Consider the following 17,058-nt stretch of genomic DNA (forward strand, 5'->3'; position numbering starts at 1 on the left):
GAAATATGCAGACTTATAAGGATAAAGCAGAACTCATTGAGGAACTCAAAAAAAGATATTTGCTCTATGATCAAGAATTTAACGATATAAAAGAAGACGAAAAAGACCTTCTGCAACCCGGAGTTGACAAAACTCCATCACAAAATATTTCCTATCAATTGGGCTGGACTCACCTGCTTTTGCAATGGGAAGCTGATGAACAAAAAGGATTAGACGTAAAAACCCCTACTCCTGAATATAAATGGAATAATCTAGGAGGACTATATCAATCTTTTTATAATGAATATAGTTCTCATAGTTTACAAAAACAAAGAGAACTTCTGCAAGATCAGGTTAATAAAATTATTAATTGGATAGAAAATCTTGACAATGACACCTTATTCACTCCCGGACAGAGAAAATGGGCAACTACACCCGCTCAGTGGCCCGTCTGGAAGTGGATTCATATTAATACGGTAGCTCCGTTTAAAAATTTCAGGACACAGCTTCGGAAATGGAAAAAAGAAAAAGGTACAGAATAACTCTGTACCTTTTATATTTATATTTCCTGAAAAATCTTAAGCCAATTTCATCAAAATATTTTCGTCAATCTTCTCTACTTTCACAATATTGTTCTTTGTCAAAGTTTTGGAAGCTTTATCCCATTTTTTACCTGATAACTGACTTCTTTGTTTTACTTCAGTTAAAGACATTGCTTCTTCCTGAGAATTAAGGATTTCAAGGATTACCTTTTCATCTTCTCCCAGTTCAATTTGTGGAACCGCTTTTTCAGGTCTCATCTGAGGGAAGAATAATACTTCCTGAATGGATGCGTTATTTGTTAAGAACATGATTAATCTGTCCATACCGATTCCTAATCCTGAAGTTGGTGGCATACCATATTCCAATGCTCTTAAGAAGTCCTGATCGATGAACATTGCTTCATCATCTCCTCTTTCAGATAAAGTCATCTGTGCTTCAAAACGCTCTCTCTGATCAATAGGGTCATTAAGCTCTGAATAAGCGTTGGCAATTTCTTTACCGCACACCATCAATTCAAAACGTTCTGTTAAACCTTCTTTGCTTCTGTGTTTCTTTGTCAGTGGAGACATTTCGATCGGATAATCTGTAATGAAAGTCGGCTGAATGAAGTTTCCTTCACATTTCTCACCGAAAATCTCATCAATTAATTTTCCTTTCCCCATCGTCTCATTCACCTCAATACCGATAGACTTGGCAAAATCGTATAGTTCCTTCTCTGTTTTTCCTGTAATATCAAATCCTGTGTATTTCAGGATCGCTTCTGTCATGGAAACTCTTGGATAAGGAGCTTTCCAATTGATGGTGTGTTCACCAAAAGTAGATTCTGAATTTCCATTAACCTGAGTGGCGCAGAATTCCAATAACTTCTCAGTGAAATCCATCATCCAGTTGTAATCTTTGTATGCTACATAGATCTCCATAGCAGTAAACTCAGGGTTATGTGTTCTGTCCATCCCTTCATTTCTGAAGTTTTTAGAGAACTCATATACTCCGTCAAAACCACCTACGATCAATCTTTTCAGATATAATTCGTTGGCAATTCTTAAATATAATGGAATATCTAATGCATTATGATGCGTGATAAACGGTTTTGCAGCAGCTCCACCAGGAATTGACTGTAAAATAGGGGTTTCTACTTCAAAGTATCCTGCATCGTTGAAGAATGTTCTCATGGCATTGAACAATTTTGTTCTCTTCACAAAAATTTCTTTAACCTGTGGATTTACCGTTAAATCTACATAACGTTGTCTGTATCTTAATTCAGGATCTGTAAAACCGTCGTGTACAACACCATTTTCGTCTGTTTTAGCCTGAGGAAGAGGACGCAAAGCCTTTGTAAGAAGTGTAAAGTTCTTTACTAAAACCGTCATCTCTCCTACCTGCGTAGTAAACAACTCTCCTTCGATACCGATAATATCACCGATATCCAAAAGGTGCTTGTATACTTCATTATATAGTTCTTTATCTTCACCCGGACAGATCTCGTCTCTGTTGAAGTAAACCTGGATTTTTCCTTTAGAATCCTGCAATTCTGCGAAAGAAGCCTTCCCCTGAATTCTGCGGGACATCAATCTACCAGCGATCTTTACCTGTTTACTTTCAGAAAAGTCCTGTTTTATAGATTCTGTAGTATCTGTAATGGTATACTCATCCGCAGGGAACGCATTAATCCCCATTTCAGTAAGCTTATTCAGCTTTTCTCTTCTAATGATTTCTTGTTCTGATAATTGCATTTCTTATTTTTCTAAAAGCGTACAAATTTAGGCATTTTTGACCTGACCATCAATGGCTTTTTTAAGAAATTTTAAAATGTGAAGAGGAATGGTGTTGAGATACGAGATTCGGGATATTGGGATATAAGATTCGGGATGCTGTCAATAGTGAATTTTGCTTCGCAAATGAATGGTGAGTTTTGATGGAAAATCAAGACAATGATAACCAATGAAAACAGCAACCAGAAACCTTAAACTTTGAATTTTGAACCTTAAACTTTTATACAAACCACGTTCTCCTCTCCTTCTGAGGAATAAACGTCCAGGCCAGCATTCTGCTTATCTTTTGTCCCTGAGCCATATCAATCGTTTTCACTTCTACGGCTTTTATTTTCTTTAAAAGATGAGTCAGTTTATCGAGATTGTCTTTTTTAGACACCAGACATGTGAACCAAAGAACCTGTGATGAAAACAATGCACTTTCATGAATCATCTTCGTGATAAAAGCCAATTCACCTCCTTCACACCATAGCTCAGATTGCTGACCACCAAAGTTTAGCAAAGGTTTTACTTTCTTTGATTTATTAAGATTCTTTGTTTTCCTGATATTCCCTTTCATGGCAGCTTCTTCTGAATCATGAAAAGGAGGATTGCACATGGTAAAAGTAAACCTGTCTTCAGGACTAATGATATTTGTAAAGATATGATCAGCATCGGGCTGACTTTTCAACTGAGTGGCAGATGAAAGTTCCGGATTCTGATCTAAAATATGCCGGGCATTGATCAAAGAATCCTGATTGATATCTGTTCCCAGCATGGCCCAGCCATAAGATTGATGACTGATTAAAGGGTATACAAGATTGGCTCCTGTTCCTATATCAAGTCCTTTTACAGAACTTCCTGTAGGAATTTTATCCAATTGTTCAGTTAAAAGATCGGCAATATAATGTACATAATCTGCACGTCCGGGAATGGGAGGACAAAGATTAGTGTCCGGAATATCCCAGCCTTTAATATTATAGAAATGTAAGAGTAAGGCTTTGTTGAGCAGTTTCACCGCTTTTGGAATGCTGAAATTAATAGTTACCGTCTGATAAGCATTAACGAAAACAAAGTGTTTCAGTTCCGGCACACAAGAAATAAGCGCATCAAAATCATAGGGATTACGATGTAGATTTCTTGTGTGCAGACTGGATTTTTCAGCGGACATATTTTATTTCTTCTGACTTAAAATATATTCCACCATTTTTTTGGCATCTTCTTTAGATACCTGTGGATGGGCAGCCATAGGCACACTTCCCCATACTCCACTTCCGCCTTCTATAATTTTGGAAGCCAGCAGTTCTGTATCCTTTTCAGAGTACTTTCCTGCAATTTCCTTATAAGAAGGTCCTATCATTCTCTCATTCACAGAGTGGCATCCTGAGCAATCCAATGTTTCCATGATCTGATCACCTGAAAGATTAGCTGGTGCCGGTTCTGAAACAGCAGCTGTCTCAGAAGAAGCTGCCACTTCTGCTGTATTTTCTTTTTTAGAACAGGAAACGATCGTAAGACCCAATATTCCTGCCAAAAGTATTTTTTTCATTATTTCTTCGCTGTAGAATCTGTTTTAGCAGCTTCAGGAGCAGTGGTAGCCGGAGTTGCAGCAGCAGGAGCAGCAGTTTTAGCTGTAGAATCTACAACAGTTGTTGCTTCTGGCTCTTCCATCATCGTGTTGCTATCCTGTAAAGAGTGATCTGGCTTTTTTTTGCAGCTTGCTACTAATAAACCTCCGATAAATGCGATTGCTAATACTTTTTTCATTTTTTTCTAATTTGGAAGCAAAAATATAAAAAATAAAGTTTTAAACTTATGACAAATGTTTTCTTTGATAAATATTTTTTAAAGGTTTAATTATAATCAGATCAATAAAAAAATAACTCAAACACTAGGGAATTTTAAGTCGGCTTGTTATTTTTGTATTACGGATAATCCGAACCAAAAATCAATCTATTAATTGAAAAGTTTATGACTAAAAAAAATTTAATGGGTGCCGCTTTCTTTGCTGTACTCTCTTCCCTGCTTCTTTCCTGTGATAATTCATCGAACGAGCCGCAATCAGAATATACTGATAAAATTGAATCAGTAACACTTTTAAAAACGACAAAGTCTTGGGATGGAACTGTATATCCGGCCTATCCCACAACACAGCCTGAAATATCGGTTCTGAAGATTGCAGTTCCTCCCAACAAAGCTCTGGACTGGCATAAACACCCTGTCATTAATGCAGCTTATGTAGAAAAAGGAGAAATACAGATCGAGAGAAAAGAAGACGGTAAAACACAATGGATAAGAAAAGGTCAGGTTCTTCCTGAAATGGTCAACATTGCCCACAGAGGAAAAACCGGAGATAAAGGAGCAACCCTGATTGTTTTCTACAGCGGGACTCCTGATATTCCTTTGTCTGAACCGGTAAAATAGTTGTTTTAAACGCTATGTTCGCAAAGTAATTATGATAAAACTCTTTTTGTTCGCAAGGGCACTTCGTTTAGCTAATAACAGCAGACCTTGCTGAGTGAAACGCCGTTGCGAGCATATTAATAATAATCTAATAGCATCCTTGCGATCTCAGCGTTTAAATTCTTTAAATTAACAACAATTTAAATTATCTGATGACTGTACATCTTACTGAATAAAAAGCCTTTGCGAACATATTATAATAATTTAATAACATCTCAACGTTTAAATAAAATAATTATATTTAATGCATGGTTTTAATTTCAAAAATTCTGTTTTTCACCAGCCATCACGGTTTTTATACTGTGATTCTGTTGTTTGTGTTCTTTGGACTTCTCTCCTATCTGACAAAAAAAGCACGGTTCCTGATCCCGATCCTTCCTCTGGCTATATTAAATGGGTTTGGAGGACAGTTTTTAAATGCATGGTTTTTAAACAAATACGGAGTGGAAAGTACCGCTATCATCACGTCTGATGTAGAAACCAATTCTACCCTGAACGACATGTATATCCACGATTATGAAGCTATTGTAAAGAAACAGGACGGGAAATACACCACTACTTTTTTCTCTACCACTTCTGCAGCAATCTATCCTATCAGAAATTCAATCAGAATACCGGGTGACAAGGATATTCCTGTAAAATACATTCCGGGATATGAAAAGAACATAGTCATCCTTTATGATCAGTCCAGAGAAGGAAAAATTTTAATCCAATACGAAAAGTTAGCGCCCGTCAATTCTGCAAAAACCAAGTATGAGGCAGACAAAACGAATAAGGAATTCATTGAAGAATATATCGCAGCATTGGAAGAGTATGTAAAATACTATGATGATGAAACCTACAAAGAGAAAATCAAAGAATTGCAACTTGAGCGTAAGCACCTTAAATAGGAGGTTCTTATATTAAGTTTTTTTAATTTTTACTATTTTTTAGTTTTTGTATTAAAAAAATTTCTACATTTGTCCCATGTTTAAAATGAGCAACAATATTTGGTGGTGGCTTTCAAACTCTTCGTCGGGTCTGAAGGTATTGTCATGTTGCTAATCATACAGCAGAATAATCAAAAAACAATATATAGGCTTTGACGGATACCGTTGAAGCCTTTTTTTATTCCTCAACTTTATAAAAAATAAAAAAACAACAAGATGTTCACTGACACAATTAAAATAAAAACTGTTTCGAAAAAAACACTGGGAGATCTTCATACTCCCATGAATATTTACCTTAAGATCAGGGATAAATTCCGTGATACGATTCTTCTCGAAAGCTCGGATTCAAAAAGTATTGATAATAATTTTTCCTTCATCGCAGTGAATGCCATTGCAGGAATTGAAGTGAAAAACCTCAACGAATATGAAATCAAGCTTCCTGCTTCTGCTCCTGTAAAGCAATTCATGATGGAGCGCAATATCACCGATATATTTGAAGAATTCAGGAAAATTTTTAAATGTGAAGAAACCAACGACCCTATAGAACAGACCGCTCAGAGCCTTTTTGGCTATACAAGTTTTGAGGCGGTACAGTTTTTCGAAAACATCAATCTTAAAGCACAAAGTAAGGAAGTTGAAATTCCTGTGCTGAGATACAGATTATATCAATACGTGATCGCTATCAACCATTTCAATGATGAAATGTATATTATTGAAAACTCTATTGATGGGGTAAAATCTGAATTTCACCTGTTGGAAAATCTTATTAAAAACCAGAATACTCCGGTGTATCCTTTCGAAAAAACAGATGAGGAAACTTCCAATATTACTGATGAAGACTATATCGAACTGGTAAAAACAGCCCAAAAGCACTGCATGCGCGGAGATGTCTTCCAGCTGGTTCTGAGCAGAAGATTTGAACAGAAATTCAAAGGTGATGAATTCAATGTATACCGTTCTTTAAGAAACATCAACCCTTCTCCATACCTTTTCTATTTTGATTACGGAAATTATAAATTATTCGGATCAAGCCCTGAAAGTCAATTAATCATCAAAAACAATAAAGCAATTATCCACCCAATTGCCGGAACATCTAAAAGAACAGGAAATCTGGAAACGGATCTTGAAGCTATCGAGGTTTTAAAAGCTGATCCTAAAGAAAATGCAGAACATACCATGCTGGTTGACCTGGCAAGAAATGACCTTGGAAAACTCGGAAAAAATGTAACGGTAAGCAAACTTAAAGAAATTCAGCTGTTCTCTCACGTTATTCATATGGTAAGTGAAGTGACTGCTGATGTGGCTGATGATATCAATCCTCTTGAAATGGTTTCCGCTACTTTCCCTCAGGGAACACTGAGTGGTGCACCGAAGCATAAAGCTCTTCAACTTATTAATCAGTACGAAAAAGATTCCCGCGGATATTATGGTGGCTGTATAGGAATTATCGGATTGAACGGTACCTGCAATCAGGCCATTATGATCAGAACTTTCTTAAGTAAAAATAATACACTCTTTTACCAGGCTGGTGCCGGTATTGTAGCAAAATCAGTTCCGGAAAATGAACTGCAGGAAGTCAATAACAAGCTGAATGCACTGAAAAAAGCAGTAGAAAAGGCAGAAAAAATAGTTGAAAAATAAAATAGTTCCAATCAACTAGCAACTAGCAACTAGCAAAAAAACAACCTAACAAAGAAGAAATGAACAACAATATAAACACTCAGCAGACTCCGCTTAAAGTTCTCGTTTTTGACAACTATGACAGCTTCACTTATAACCTAGTCCAGATTATTGAAAGAATTCTGAATCAAAAAGTAGATGTGGTAAGAAATGATAAAATTACCCTTGAAGAAATTGGAAAATATGACAAGATCATCCTCTCACCGGGACCTGGAATTCCTGAAGAAGCAGGTATTTTATTAGACCTTATTAAGGAATATGCCCCTACGAAAAGTATTCTTGGAGTATGTCTCGGACAACAGGCTATCGCTGAAGCTTTCGGAGGAAATCTTATTAACCTGACTGAAATTTTCCACGGGGTGGCAACGACTACTGAACTGGTAAAAGAGAATACAAAAATTTTCAAAAATTTAAGTTCAGGACTGGAAGTGGGCAGATACCACAGCTGGGCAGTAAATCCCGAAGGGTTTCCGGAAGAACTGGAGATCACAGCCGTAGACAAAGACGGAATGATCATGGCTTTACAGCACAAAACCTATGATGTACACGGAGTACAGTTTCACCCTGAGAGTATTTTAACACCCGAAGGAGAAGTCATCATTAAAAACTTTCTTTTACCGTGAAAACATTAGAAATTCCATCAACAACAATAAAAACACCACAAATGAAAGAAATACTGCAATACCTGTTCAACCATAATACGCTTTCAAAATCAGAAGCTAAAGCTACTATGATTGAGATTGCCCAGAATAAGTTCAATGCCGCAGAAGTTACCGCCTTTATCAGTGTTTTCCTGATGAGAAATATTACCCTGAAGGAAGTGGAAGGTTTCAGAGAGGCTTTGCTTCAGATGGCTATTCCTGCAGACATAGAGGCAAATAATGCCATTGATATTGTGGGAACGGGAGGTGACGGAAAAGATACCATCAATATATCAACATTGGCCAGCTTTGTGGTGGCCGGAGCCGGGCAGAAGGTAACCAAACATGGAAATTATGGTGCTTCCACTACCACAGGTTCATCCAATGTACTGGAAGAACTGGGATATCAGTTCAAAAACAACTCGGAACAATTGAATGAAGACCTTGAAAGAGCTAACATCTGCTTTTTACATGCTCCTTATTTTCATCCCGCGCTGCAATCGGTTGGATTATTGAGAAAATCTTTAGGATTAAGAACATTCTTTAATCTTTTGGGACCATTAGTGAATCCTGCAAAACCCAAATATTCAATGATTGGAGTGTACAACCTGGAAATAGCGAGAATTTATCAGTATCTCCTTCAAAAAGAGGAACGTGAGTTTATTCTGGTACACGGCCTTGACGGATATGATGAAATAAGTCTTACCGATGACAGTAAAATCATCACAAAAAACGGGGAGGAAATATATTCTGCAGAAGATTTAGGTTTCAATCCGGTAACGCTGGAAGATATTAAGGCTGGAAGTTCTATTCAGGAAACAGCAAAAATATTTATGAATATCCTGGAGGGAAAAGGTACAGAACAACAAAATTCTGTGATTCTGGCGAATGCTTCGGTAGCTCTTTACAACACGCACAGGTTTGGAACGTATGACAACTGCCTTCTTTTAGCCCAGGAAAGTCTGCAAAGCGGAAAAGCACTGAACAGTTTTAATCTTTTAATTAATTAGTCTTATTATTTTTTTTAACCGTTAAGAATTTTTAAGTGATGAAGAATAGTTAAGATCATAGCTAAAGCTATTTATTCAGCGACATCCTTCATTCTCCATCTTTGATGGAACTTAATTTATCTTACCATCTTAATATCCCTTAATGGTTTATCATTTTTATCATCTTATTAAATTCTGTATCAAATGACTATACTGGATAAAATTATTGAACGAAAAAAATTGGAGATTGCGGGAGCAAAATCACGCATATCTCTTGATCAATTAAAAAATACAGACTTTTTTGGAAGAAAAACCCATTCTCTGAAAGAATCTATCAAAAATAAAAACGGGATTATTGCTGAATTTAAAAGACAATCTCCTTCAAAAGGGATTATCAACAATAGTGTAGAGCCTTTAGAAGTGGTTTCAGCTTACGAAAGCTTTGGTGCCAGCGGAATTTCTATCCTGACCGATCATGATTTTTTTGGAGGAAATTTAAATGATATTCTAAGTGTAAGAAATGATATTAAAATTCCGATCCTGCGAAAAGATTTTATGATTGATGAATACCAGTTCTATGAAGCCAAAAGTATAGGAGCAGATGTTATTTTACTGATTGCGTCTTGCCTTTCACCTGCTCAGGTAGATGAATTCACATCACTTGCCCACGAACTGGAAATGGAAGTTTTATTGGAAATTCATACCGAAGATGAACTGAAACATTTTAATTCAAAAATTGATCTTGTGGGGATCAACAACAGAAACCTTAAGGATTTCAAAGTGGATCTTCAACATTCTGTTCAGTTGAAAAACCAGCTTCCCAAAGAAGTTTTATCTGTAGCGGAAAGCGGCATTTACAACCTTGAAGATTTTCAGTTTTTAAAGGAAAAAGGATTTGACGGCTTCCTGATGGGAGAATATTTTATGAAAAATACGAATCCCGCTAAAGCATTTGAAAATTTCTCAGTACAAATTTAATATATAAACCATACCTGATCATGAATCTGCAACCTTCCAGCACTCCAAAACTCAAAGTATGTGGTTTAACGCAATTAAACCAGATTCAGGAGCTGATCGCTATAAACGTAGATTTCCTTGGCTTTATCTTCTATGCAAAATCACCAAGATATGTGTTGAATCATCTGGGCTTGGATGAGATCTCTACTATTGATCATCACGGGAAAACAGGTGTTTTTGTGAATGAAGACCCAGATACCATTCTCAAAATTGTTCAAAAAGCAGGATTACATTTTGTTCAGCTTCATGGTGACGAAAGTGATCGTTTCATTGCTGAATTAAGACAAAAACTGAATCCCGAAGTTAAGATCATTAAAGTGATAAGAATAGGAAACAATAATTCAGAAACCAAAAATAAAATATTACAAACTTTCAGTCTGCAACAGACAACCGGTAATCTGTCACCTATCTCCTATTACCTGTTCGATACAGACGGAAAAGCATTCGGCGGAACGGGAAAACAGTTTGACTGGTCTTTATTGAATAACCTTACTATTCCTCTGCCCTATTTTTTAAGTGGGGGCATTTCAGAGGAAAACATTGGAAATATTGAAGCATTACAACAAAAACCATATGCTTTAGATATCAATTCAAAATTTGAAACTGAACCAGGATATAAAGATATTGACCGCATAAAAAAGTTTAAAGACCTATATCAGTAAAAGATATAACAACTAAAAAAACACAATGATGAACATACACTTGCTAAAAAAGACATTTTATAAAACCTTATTTCCTCCTAAGTTCGGGAATGAAAAAATACAGTCTCTGTACCATTTTGTTGCTGAGAATGACAGTAATATCGAGCATTGGGAAGTTGGTGGATTATTGTGTGAGTTCATTGATATTATTAAAGATTTTCAGGAAAGCGATATCCAGTATTTTTTTGAAAGAATCAGTTTATGGAACAGCTATTATCTTGTTATTATTTCAGATAAGTTTCTGGAAAACCATGTAAGATCAGTTATAAAATATGACTTAGGATTGATTTATGCTAAAATATTTCTATTGTATGAAGATGCTGATTCTTATTATCTGATTGACAATCTGGAAATTGCAATTACCATGTATCAGTCCCAAATAGATAAAGCAACTTTGATTGATTTGATGCATAAAATAGAATTATTACATTATAAAAAACTGATTACCAAACAACAACACAATTACCATCTTACATTTATTAATAGTTTGAATTCATGAAATATCAGATAAAAGAAACTAAGGATTTAACGGAAAACGAGATAGAACATATCTTGCAGCTTTGGGATATTTCTGCCTGGAATACTATGAAACCGGACTATTTCCGGACTTTTTTCAAAGATTCAGAATTTCATTTTATGCTGAATAGCGATGAGAATATACTGGCTTTGATGCGCGTAAATTTTGATTTCACCTTAAAAATAACGGGCATTGACTATTCTTTTGGAGAAGCTGTAGGTCTTGTTTCTGCACATAAAAAGAAAGGATATGGAGCTGCTTTAGTCCGTCATTTCAAAGAAAATGTCATTCAGAGAAATTTGGATACTATTGGTTTCTGTCACTTAGATCTTCGTTCTTTTTATGGAAAGTGTTCCGTTGAAATTCTTCATGATAAAGCCAAAATGATCAAAGAAAGTATCGGTTCGGAATGGATAAACTCTGAAGATGATGATATTTTGATTTTTAATGTTTCAAAGGAAACAAAAGAACTGCTCAATCAGCTGAGCTCACAGAATAATGCTTATTTAATTACTAAAGAATAAAAAAATGAATTATAAAAACCCCGATGAAAACGGATATTATGGAGAGTTTGGAGGTGCTTTTATCCCCGAAATGCTCTATCCTAATGTAGAAGAATTACAAAAAAACTATCTTGAAATTATAGAATCTGAAGATTTTCAGGCTGAGTATCAGGATTTGCTGAAAAACTATGTAGGACGCGCCACACCATTATATTTTGCTAAAAATCTAAGTCAGAAATACCAGACTCAGATTTATTTAAAACGTGAAGACCTCAACCATACCGGAGCTCACAAGATCAATAACGCTCTGGGACAGGTTCTGTTGGCGAAACGTCTTGGAAAAACCAGAATTATTGCTGAAACCGGAGCCGGGCAGCATGGTGTTGCCACTGCTACAGCGTGTGCTTTACTTGGTTTGGAATGCATCGTTTATATGGGAGAAATTGACATCCAGAGACAGGCCCCGAATGTTGCAAGAATGAAAATGCTGGGTGCGGAAGTTGTGCCAGCTACTTCAGGATCAAAAACCCTTAAAGATGCCGTGAATGAAGCATTAAGAGACTGGATCAACAATCCTCAGACAACTCATTATGTAATCGGAAGCGTGGTAGGTCCTCATCCTTTCCCGGATCTTGTGGCAAGATTCCAAAGCATTATTTCAAAAGAGATTAAAGAACAGCTTAAAGAAAAAATCGGAAGAGAAAATCCTGATTATGTGATTGCCTGTGTAGGTGGAGGAAGCAATGCTGCAGGAACTTTCTATCATTTTGTAGAAGAAAAAGAAGTAAAAATCATTGCTGCAGAAGCGGGAGGATTGGGAGTAGATTCAGGAAAATCTGCAGCTACTACATTTTTAGGAACTCTTGGTGTACTTCATGGAAGCAAAAGCCTTGTGATGCAGACGGAAGACGGCCAGGTGATAGAACCCCACTCTATCTCTGCAGGACTGGATTATCCGGGAATAGGGCCTTTTCATGCCCATTTATTTAAAGAAAAACGTGCTGAATTCTTTAGCATTAATGATGATGAAGCTTTAAAATGTGCTTTTGAACTGACCAGACTGGAAGGAATTATTCCGGCATTGGAAAGCTCCCATGCTCTGGCTGTTCTGGACAAAAAGAAATTTAATGAAAATGATGTTGTCGTTATTTGTCTGAGCGGCCGTGGAGATAAGGACATGGAAACGTATCTGAAAAACCTCTAAAATGTCGAATGTAAAATGTATTTCACCGGATGACATTCATTACATTATACTTTAATACCATAAAAAATGAAAAAACTAAATATATACTTCACCGCAGGAATTCCACAACTGGAAGATACCGCTGATATTATAAAACTGATTCAGGATTCCGGAGCAGATATGATCGAAATCGGAATGCCATATTCTGATCCTGTAGCAGACGGACCGGTGATTCAGAAGGCTCATGAACTGGCTTTACAAAACGGAATGACGATTGAAAAACTGTTGTCTCAATTAAAAGCGATCAAAAACGAAATCAGAATTCCGATTATTCTGATGGGTTATATCAACCCTGTATTGAGTTTCGGATTTGAGAGATTCTGTGCGGCATGCTCCGAAAGTGGTGTTTCAGGATTGATTCTTCCGGATCTTCCTCCAATCGAGTTTGAGAAAAATTATCAGCAGATTTTACAACAATATAACCTTAATTTTACCTTTCTGGTAACGCCGGAGACTTCTGATGAAAGGATGATCTATCTGGATTCTTTAAGTTCAGGTTTTCTGTATGCAGTAAGCTCTTCCTCCACAACAGGAAATGAAAATGCCGTTTTAAAAAATGAGAACTACCTTTCCAGAGTAGCATCCCTCCCGCTTAAAAATCCTGTGATGATTGGATTCGGAATCAAAACGAAAGAGGATTTTGAAAATGTAACGGAAAAAGCAGATGGCGGTATCATAGGAACAGCCTTTGTGAATATTTTGCTTCAGGATAAAGACTGGAAGAAAAGTGCCATAGATTTTATCCATTCCATCAAAGGGTAAAATTCACTAAATTTGTATATCAAAAATTGAAATGAATACAAATCAAAATAAATCAGTAGAATTTGAAGATTTAGGGGTCAAAGAATATCAGCCAGCCTGGGATTATCAGGAACAGCTGATGAAAAATATTATTGATACCAAAATAAAAAACAGGGATCTTCCTGCAGAACAACATAATACTACTTCCAATCATCTTCTTTTTGTAGAGCATCCTCATGTTTATACTTTGGGAAAAAGCGGACATGAAGAAAATATGCTTGCCGGCATTGATAAACTGAAAGAGATTGATGCTACTTTCGTAAAGGTAAACCGCGGTGGAGATATTACGTATCACGGCTATGGACAGGTTGTAGGCTATCCTATCCTGGATCTTGAAAACTTTTTCACAGACATTCATTTATATATGAGAAATCTGGAAGAAGTGATCATCAGAACTATTGCCGAATATGGCATTAAGGGTGAACGTTCTCCGGGAGAAACAGGAGTATGGCTGGATGTAGGGAAACCTTACGCCAGAAAAATGTGTGCTATGGGGGTGAAAGCTTCCCGATGGGTTACCCTTCATGGTTTTGCCTTAAATGTAAATACGGATATGCGTTATTTTGAATATATCATTCCGTGTGGAATCAAAGATAAGCAGGTGACTTCTCTGAAAAGAGAACTTGAAAGAGAGCTGACATCCGAAGAAGTGGAAGAACTGAAAGCAAAAATCAGAAAACATTTTGCAGACGTTTTCCAAGCAGAATTGATCTACAAATAATCAAGACAGCTTAAGATATAATAAAAAACCAGTTTCAAATGTTGAAACTGGTTTTTTAGTTTAAATAATATCATATATCAGAACATTTAGATTCCTACAGAATGACAAACTGTGGATAAACCTCCATTTCAATTGTGTCATTCTGTAGGAATCCAGACTTAATCAAAAAGAACTATTTTCCTCAATTACCACCATAATCATTAGTTTTTTGCCATTTTCAATATCATAAAATCAAAAATATAACAGGATAATGCGTTTTTTTGAAAAAAAATCTTGTATATATTTTAAATTTTATTATTTTTAATATCACAAAATAGTGAACTATTATCATTAGAAAGTTCACAGAAAATTAACCACCAAAATATAAAAACTATGAAAAAATTTCTGTTATCCATGATGGTTTTCGTAACGATGCTGTCATTCAACGCCTGTTCAGATTCAAATGCCAACCAGGACCCGAATCTTGTTGCCAAAGAGTCAAACGAAATTGCAATGAAAGATTTCGGCAAAACTGTTCCGGTAGGGATTGAAAAAGAAGATGGGAAATTTAAAATCTCATTTATGGTTACTGCCCAGCCCTACTACATAAAGGACAGTAAAGAAAATGCAGGTTATATTTCCATGATCAAACAGGCAGTTGAAAATGAAACTCCTGTTCAGATTTTCCTTAAAACCAATACCAGCGAAATCGCAAAAGTAGACAAAGCAACAGATGAAGATATCCGTTATTTCAAATCTATCTTTACTAAAGATGTAAAAGAAGAAAGCAGAAAGGCTGTAAGTGTCATTCCTAACCTTGCCACTTTAAACAGTCTGTTTGCTCAGATTAAAAACCAGGCTTGCGGAACTTCTACAGCTTCTTCTCCGTGCATCACCTTCAGATATCCTGTTGACGGATGCTACGCAAGAGCTCACAAAATGAGACAAATACTATTGAATGCAGGATATGACTGTGAAAAACAGTTTGTATATGGTAACCTTAGAGCTTCTACAGGAACATGCTGCGTATCATGGGTATATCACGTAGCGATATTGGTAAGCTTTAAAAATGCTTCCGGAATTGTTGAAAAAAGAATCATTGATCCATCATTATTCTCCAGCGGACCCGTAACAGATGCTGCATGGAGAGCTGCATGTACCAATACAGGCTGTGGATCTGCTTCTGTATCTTCTTATGCCAATACAGCAGGAAATGTATACTACAGAAGCCCGGCAGGTTCTTTACTGTATGATAACAATTATGTAAATACCAATTGTGTATTGAATATCTTCTCATCCCTTTCAGGATGTTCTCCTTCTCCTGCACCTAGCGTAGGAAGCTGTGGATTTTAACTAATTTATATAGAGCTCCTGCATTTATTTTGATACATTGCAGGAGCTTTTTACTTAATACTTTTTGCTATGAAAGCCTGGTCCTATTTACTATTACTTTTTATTATGATTACATCCTGTTCCGGTAATTCCAGTTCACAAAAATTAACATGGTATAACAATTCCGCCATCACAAATATTACTGAAGATCCGGACAAACCTAATGAAGTGGTACGCGTTGCCATTGGAATCAGTGCGCAGGTTTTTTATATATCAAAGAAGTCACCGGATTACAAGAGTCTTATAGAAAAAGCTACACTGAGCTTTAAAGAAAGTAAGACCTATAATATTGGTATTGAAAATAAGACCAATATTATCAAAGAAATTAAAGAGGTTAAATAATCTTTACTCCCTCTGAAATTGTATGCCATTATCTGATCACAGAAATTCCGGCATCCACTTTTACTTCAGCTCCATGAATATAGGAAGCTTCCTCTGAAGCAAGAAACAGAACCACATTAGCTATTTCTGACGGTTCGCCCTGTCTTTTAAAAGGTATGGTAGGAATAATATCTTCAATGGCACTTTCAATCTGTTCTCCGGTTAAGCCTGTATTATTAAAAATGTTTGTTTTAATATGTCCGGGACTCACCCCGTTGACACGGATACCCCGTTCTGTAAGCTCTACCGCAAATGTTTTAATGAAAGACTGCACTGCTGATTTGGCCGCAGAATACACGGAAAAATTATGCATCGCAATATCTGTCGCCACAGAAGTATTAAAAATAACGGAGCTTCCGCTATTCATCAATGGCAATAGCTGCTGCACTGTAAAAAAAGGACCTTTTACCAGGAGATTAAAAAGTTCGTCAAACTGATTTTCATCCACATATTCTACAGGAGCAAATTTTCCATATCCTGCATTGGCAAAGACCAGATCAATATGTTCTGTATATTTTCTGACTTCCTGCCGGAGGTTCATCAGATCTTTTATATTTCCTGCGTTGGATACAATTCCAAAAGCCTTTTCTCCCAGTTTTTCTAAAGCGATATTGACGGTCTCTTCACTTCTCCCTGTGATAATGACTGTTCCTCCTTCTTCGATGAATTTTTGAGCAGTAGCCCAACCCATCCCATTGGTTCCACCTGTAATCAAAGCGGTTTTGTTTTTAAATCTCTGCATTGTTTTTAGTTTAAATTTCTATTGCAAAGATTGGAATACAAAGGCTTTGAAAAAATCCGAATCATACGGAAATGGATTAAAAGCAA

20 protein-coding genes are annotated in these 17,058 nt (G+C 36.4%); 15 read left to right on the top strand and 5 right to left on the bottom strand.

Features of this window, described 5'->3' with window-relative positions; all coding sequences use genetic code 11:
- Positions 1 to 5: 5 nt before the first annotated feature.
- The gene (locus tag ACPF63_RS13725; protein ID WP_426480286.1) at positions 6 to 521 is read left to right on the top strand and encodes a ClbS/DfsB family four-helix bundle protein; all 516 of its coding nucleotides are present in this window, start codon (positions 6 to 8) and stop codon (positions 519 to 521) included.
- Between the two features lie 36 nt (positions 522 to 557).
- Here ACPF63_RS13725 and lysS read toward each other — a convergent pair whose 3' ends face one another.
- From lysS to ACPF63_RS13745, 4 genes are all read right to left on the bottom strand, one after another.
- On the bottom strand, positions 558 to 2,255 hold the full coding sequence (gene lysS, locus ACPF63_RS13730) for a lysine--tRNA ligase (protein WP_426480287.1): 1,698 nt from the start codon (positions 2,253 to 2,255) through the stop codon (positions 558 to 560).
- A 259-nt stretch (positions 2,256 to 2,514) separates the two neighbouring features.
- The gene (rlmF, locus tag ACPF63_RS13735) at positions 2,515 to 3,444 is read right to left on the bottom strand and encodes a 23S rRNA (adenine(1618)-N(6))-methyltransferase RlmF (protein WP_426480288.1); all 930 of its coding nucleotides are present in this window, start codon (positions 3,442 to 3,444) and stop codon (positions 2,515 to 2,517) included.
- A gap of 3 nt (positions 3,445 to 3,447) precedes the next feature.
- Complete coding sequence (locus ACPF63_RS13740) at positions 3,448 to 3,822, bottom strand: c-type cytochrome (RefSeq protein WP_426480289.1); 375 nt, start codon at positions 3,820 to 3,822, stop codon at positions 3,448 to 3,450.
- Positions 3,822 to 4,040, bottom strand: coding sequence for a hypothetical protein (locus ACPF63_RS13745; protein WP_047383346.1), 219 nt, complete (start codon positions 4,038 to 4,040; stop codon positions 3,822 to 3,824). Before ACPF63_RS13745 ends, ACPF63_RS13740 begins: the two co-directional genes overlap by 1 nt.
- 204 nt (positions 4,041 to 4,244) lie before the next feature.
- Between ACPF63_RS13745 and ACPF63_RS13750 the strand changes: the two genes are divergently transcribed.
- The 14 genes from ACPF63_RS13750 to ACPF63_RS13815 all read left to right on the top strand — a co-directional run bounded on the left by ACPF63_RS13750 (position 4,245) and on the right by ACPF63_RS13815 (position 16,191).
- Positions 4,245 to 4,697 (top strand): cupin domain-containing protein, encoded by a 453-nt coding sequence (locus ACPF63_RS13750; RefSeq protein WP_426480290.1) that lies wholly within the window; start codon positions 4,245 to 4,247, stop codon positions 4,695 to 4,697.
- Positions 4,698 to 4,984: 287 nt separating this feature from the next.
- A complete protein-coding gene (locus ACPF63_RS13755; RefSeq protein ID WP_077415131.1) occupies positions 4,985 to 5,626 on the top strand; it encodes a hypothetical protein in 642 nt (213 codons plus the stop codon).
- A gap of 255 nt (positions 5,627 to 5,881) precedes the next feature.
- Positions 5,882 to 7,306, top strand: a complete 1,425-nt coding sequence (locus ACPF63_RS13760) for an anthranilate synthase component I family protein (protein WP_077415133.1) — start codon at positions 5,882 to 5,884, stop codon at positions 7,304 to 7,306.
- 59 nt (positions 7,307 to 7,365) lie between these two features.
- Positions 7,366 to 7,968, top strand: a complete 603-nt coding sequence (locus tag ACPF63_RS13765) for an anthranilate synthase component II (RefSeq protein ID WP_426480291.1) — start codon at positions 7,366 to 7,368, stop codon at positions 7,966 to 7,968.
- A gap of 41 nt (positions 7,969 to 8,009) precedes the next feature.
- On the top strand, positions 8,010 to 8,996 hold the full coding sequence (gene trpD / locus ACPF63_RS13770; protein WP_426480292.1) for an anthranilate phosphoribosyltransferase: 987 nt from the start codon (positions 8,010 to 8,012) through the stop codon (positions 8,994 to 8,996).
- A gap of 183 nt (positions 8,997 to 9,179) precedes the next feature.
- A complete protein-coding gene (gene trpC, locus ACPF63_RS13775) occupies positions 9,180 to 9,953 on the top strand; it encodes an indole-3-glycerol phosphate synthase TrpC (RefSeq protein ID WP_426480293.1) in 774 nt (257 codons plus the stop codon).
- Positions 9,954 to 9,973: 20 nt separating this feature from the next.
- Positions 9,974 to 10,654 carry a phosphoribosylanthranilate isomerase gene (locus tag ACPF63_RS13780; protein ID WP_426480294.1) on the top strand — a complete coding sequence of 227 codons (681 nt, stop codon included), beginning with the start codon at positions 9,974 to 9,976 and terminating at the stop codon, positions 10,652 to 10,654.
- Positions 10,655 to 10,679: 25 nt separating this feature from the next.
- Entirely contained in the window at positions 10,680 to 11,192 is a 513-nt protein-coding gene (locus ACPF63_RS13785; RefSeq protein ID WP_426480295.1) for a hypothetical protein, read from the top strand.
- Positions 11,189 to 11,734, top strand: coding sequence for a GNAT family N-acetyltransferase (locus tag ACPF63_RS13790; protein WP_426480296.1), 546 nt, complete (start codon positions 11,189 to 11,191; stop codon positions 11,732 to 11,734). The genes ACPF63_RS13785 and ACPF63_RS13790 overlap by 4 nt, the downstream gene beginning before the upstream one ends.
- Positions 11,735 to 11,738: 4 nt before the next feature.
- The gene (trpB, locus tag ACPF63_RS13795) at positions 11,739 to 12,917 is read left to right on the top strand and encodes a tryptophan synthase subunit beta (protein ID WP_426480297.1); all 1,179 of its coding nucleotides are present in this window, start codon (positions 11,739 to 11,741) and stop codon (positions 12,915 to 12,917) included.
- A gap of 66 nt (positions 12,918 to 12,983) precedes the next feature.
- Positions 12,984 to 13,718 carry a tryptophan synthase subunit alpha gene (trpA, locus tag ACPF63_RS13800; RefSeq protein ID WP_426480298.1) on the top strand — a complete coding sequence of 245 codons (735 nt, stop codon included), beginning with the start codon at positions 12,984 to 12,986 and terminating at the stop codon, positions 13,716 to 13,718.
- Positions 13,719 to 13,749: 31 nt separating this feature from the next.
- The gene (lipB, locus tag ACPF63_RS13805) at positions 13,750 to 14,478 is read left to right on the top strand and encodes a lipoyl(octanoyl) transferase LipB (protein WP_426480299.1); all 729 of its coding nucleotides are present in this window, start codon (positions 13,750 to 13,752) and stop codon (positions 14,476 to 14,478) included.
- 372 nt (positions 14,479 to 14,850) lie between these two features.
- The gene (locus ACPF63_RS13810) at positions 14,851 to 15,810 is read left to right on the top strand and encodes a protein-glutamine glutaminase (RefSeq protein ID WP_426480300.1); all 960 of its coding nucleotides are present in this window, start codon (positions 14,851 to 14,853) and stop codon (positions 15,808 to 15,810) included.
- A gap of 69 nt (positions 15,811 to 15,879) precedes the next feature.
- Positions 15,880 to 16,191, top strand: a complete 312-nt coding sequence (locus ACPF63_RS13815; RefSeq protein WP_139348488.1) for a hypothetical protein — start codon at positions 15,880 to 15,882, stop codon at positions 16,189 to 16,191.
- 28 nt (positions 16,192 to 16,219) lie between these two features.
- Here ACPF63_RS13815 and ACPF63_RS13820 read toward each other — a convergent pair whose 3' ends face one another.
- Positions 16,220 to 16,972, bottom strand: coding sequence for an SDR family oxidoreductase (locus ACPF63_RS13820; RefSeq protein ID WP_426480301.1), 753 nt, complete (start codon positions 16,970 to 16,972; stop codon positions 16,220 to 16,222).
- Between the last annotated feature and the right edge of the window lie 86 nt (positions 16,973 to 17,058).

The sequence above is a fragment of the Chryseobacterium sp. R2ACT005 genome (genome assembly GCF_049949215.1).
Classification (GTDB): domain Bacteria; phylum Bacteroidota; class Bacteroidia; order Flavobacteriales; family Weeksellaceae; genus Chryseobacterium.

Bases quoted from the DNA above. Each gene is read 5' to 3' on its own strand.
- ACPF63_RS13725 (WP_426480286.1), top strand. From the start codon at position 6: ATGCAGACTTATAAGGATAAAGCAGAACTCATTGAGGAACTCAAAAAA.
- lysS (WP_426480287.1), bottom strand. From the start codon at position 2,255: ATGCAATTATCAGAACAAGAAATCATTAGAAGAGAAAAGCTGAATAAG.
- rlmF (WP_426480288.1), bottom strand. From the start codon at position 3,444: ATGTCCGCTGAAAAATCCAGTCTGCACACAAGAAATCTACATCGTAAT.
- ACPF63_RS13740 (WP_426480289.1), bottom strand. From the start codon at position 3,822: ATGAAAAAAATACTTTTGGCAGGAATATTGGGTCTTACGATCGTTTCC.
- ACPF63_RS13745 (WP_047383346.1), bottom strand. From the start codon at position 4,040: ATGAAAAAAGTATTAGCAATCGCATTTATCGGAGGTTTATTAGTAGCA.
- ACPF63_RS13750 (WP_426480290.1), top strand. From the start codon at position 4,245: ATGACTAAAAAAAATTTAATGGGTGCCGCTTTCTTTGCTGTACTCTCT.
- ACPF63_RS13755 (WP_077415131.1), top strand. From the start codon at position 4,985: ATGGTTTTAATTTCAAAAATTCTGTTTTTCACCAGCCATCACGGTTTT.
- ACPF63_RS13760 (WP_077415133.1), top strand. From the start codon at position 5,882: ATGTTCACTGACACAATTAAAATAAAAACTGTTTCGAAAAAAACACTG.
- ACPF63_RS13765 (WP_426480291.1), top strand. From the start codon at position 7,366: ATGAACAACAATATAAACACTCAGCAGACTCCGCTTAAAGTTCTCGTT.
- trpD (WP_426480292.1), top strand. From the start codon at position 8,010: ATGAAAGAAATACTGCAATACCTGTTCAACCATAATACGCTTTCAAAA.
- trpC (WP_426480293.1), top strand. From the start codon at position 9,180: ATGACTATACTGGATAAAATTATTGAACGAAAAAAATTGGAGATTGCG.
- ACPF63_RS13780 (WP_426480294.1), top strand. From the start codon at position 9,974: ATGAATCTGCAACCTTCCAGCACTCCAAAACTCAAAGTATGTGGTTTA.
- ACPF63_RS13785 (WP_426480295.1), top strand. From the start codon at position 10,680: ATGATGAACATACACTTGCTAAAAAAGACATTTTATAAAACCTTATTT.
- ACPF63_RS13790 (WP_426480296.1), top strand. From the start codon at position 11,189: ATGAAATATCAGATAAAAGAAACTAAGGATTTAACGGAAAACGAGATA.
- trpB (WP_426480297.1), top strand. From the start codon at position 11,739: ATGAATTATAAAAACCCCGATGAAAACGGATATTATGGAGAGTTTGGA.
- trpA (WP_426480298.1), top strand. From the start codon at position 12,984: ATGAAAAAACTAAATATATACTTCACCGCAGGAATTCCACAACTGGAA.
- lipB (WP_426480299.1), top strand. From the start codon at position 13,750: ATGAATACAAATCAAAATAAATCAGTAGAATTTGAAGATTTAGGGGTC.
- ACPF63_RS13810 (WP_426480300.1), top strand. From the start codon at position 14,851: ATGAAAAAATTTCTGTTATCCATGATGGTTTTCGTAACGATGCTGTCA.
- ACPF63_RS13815 (WP_139348488.1), top strand. From the start codon at position 15,880: ATGAAAGCCTGGTCCTATTTACTATTACTTTTTATTATGATTACATCC.
- ACPF63_RS13820 (WP_426480301.1), bottom strand. From the start codon at position 16,972: ATGCAGAGATTTAAAAACAAAACCGCTTTGATTACAGGTGGAACCAAT.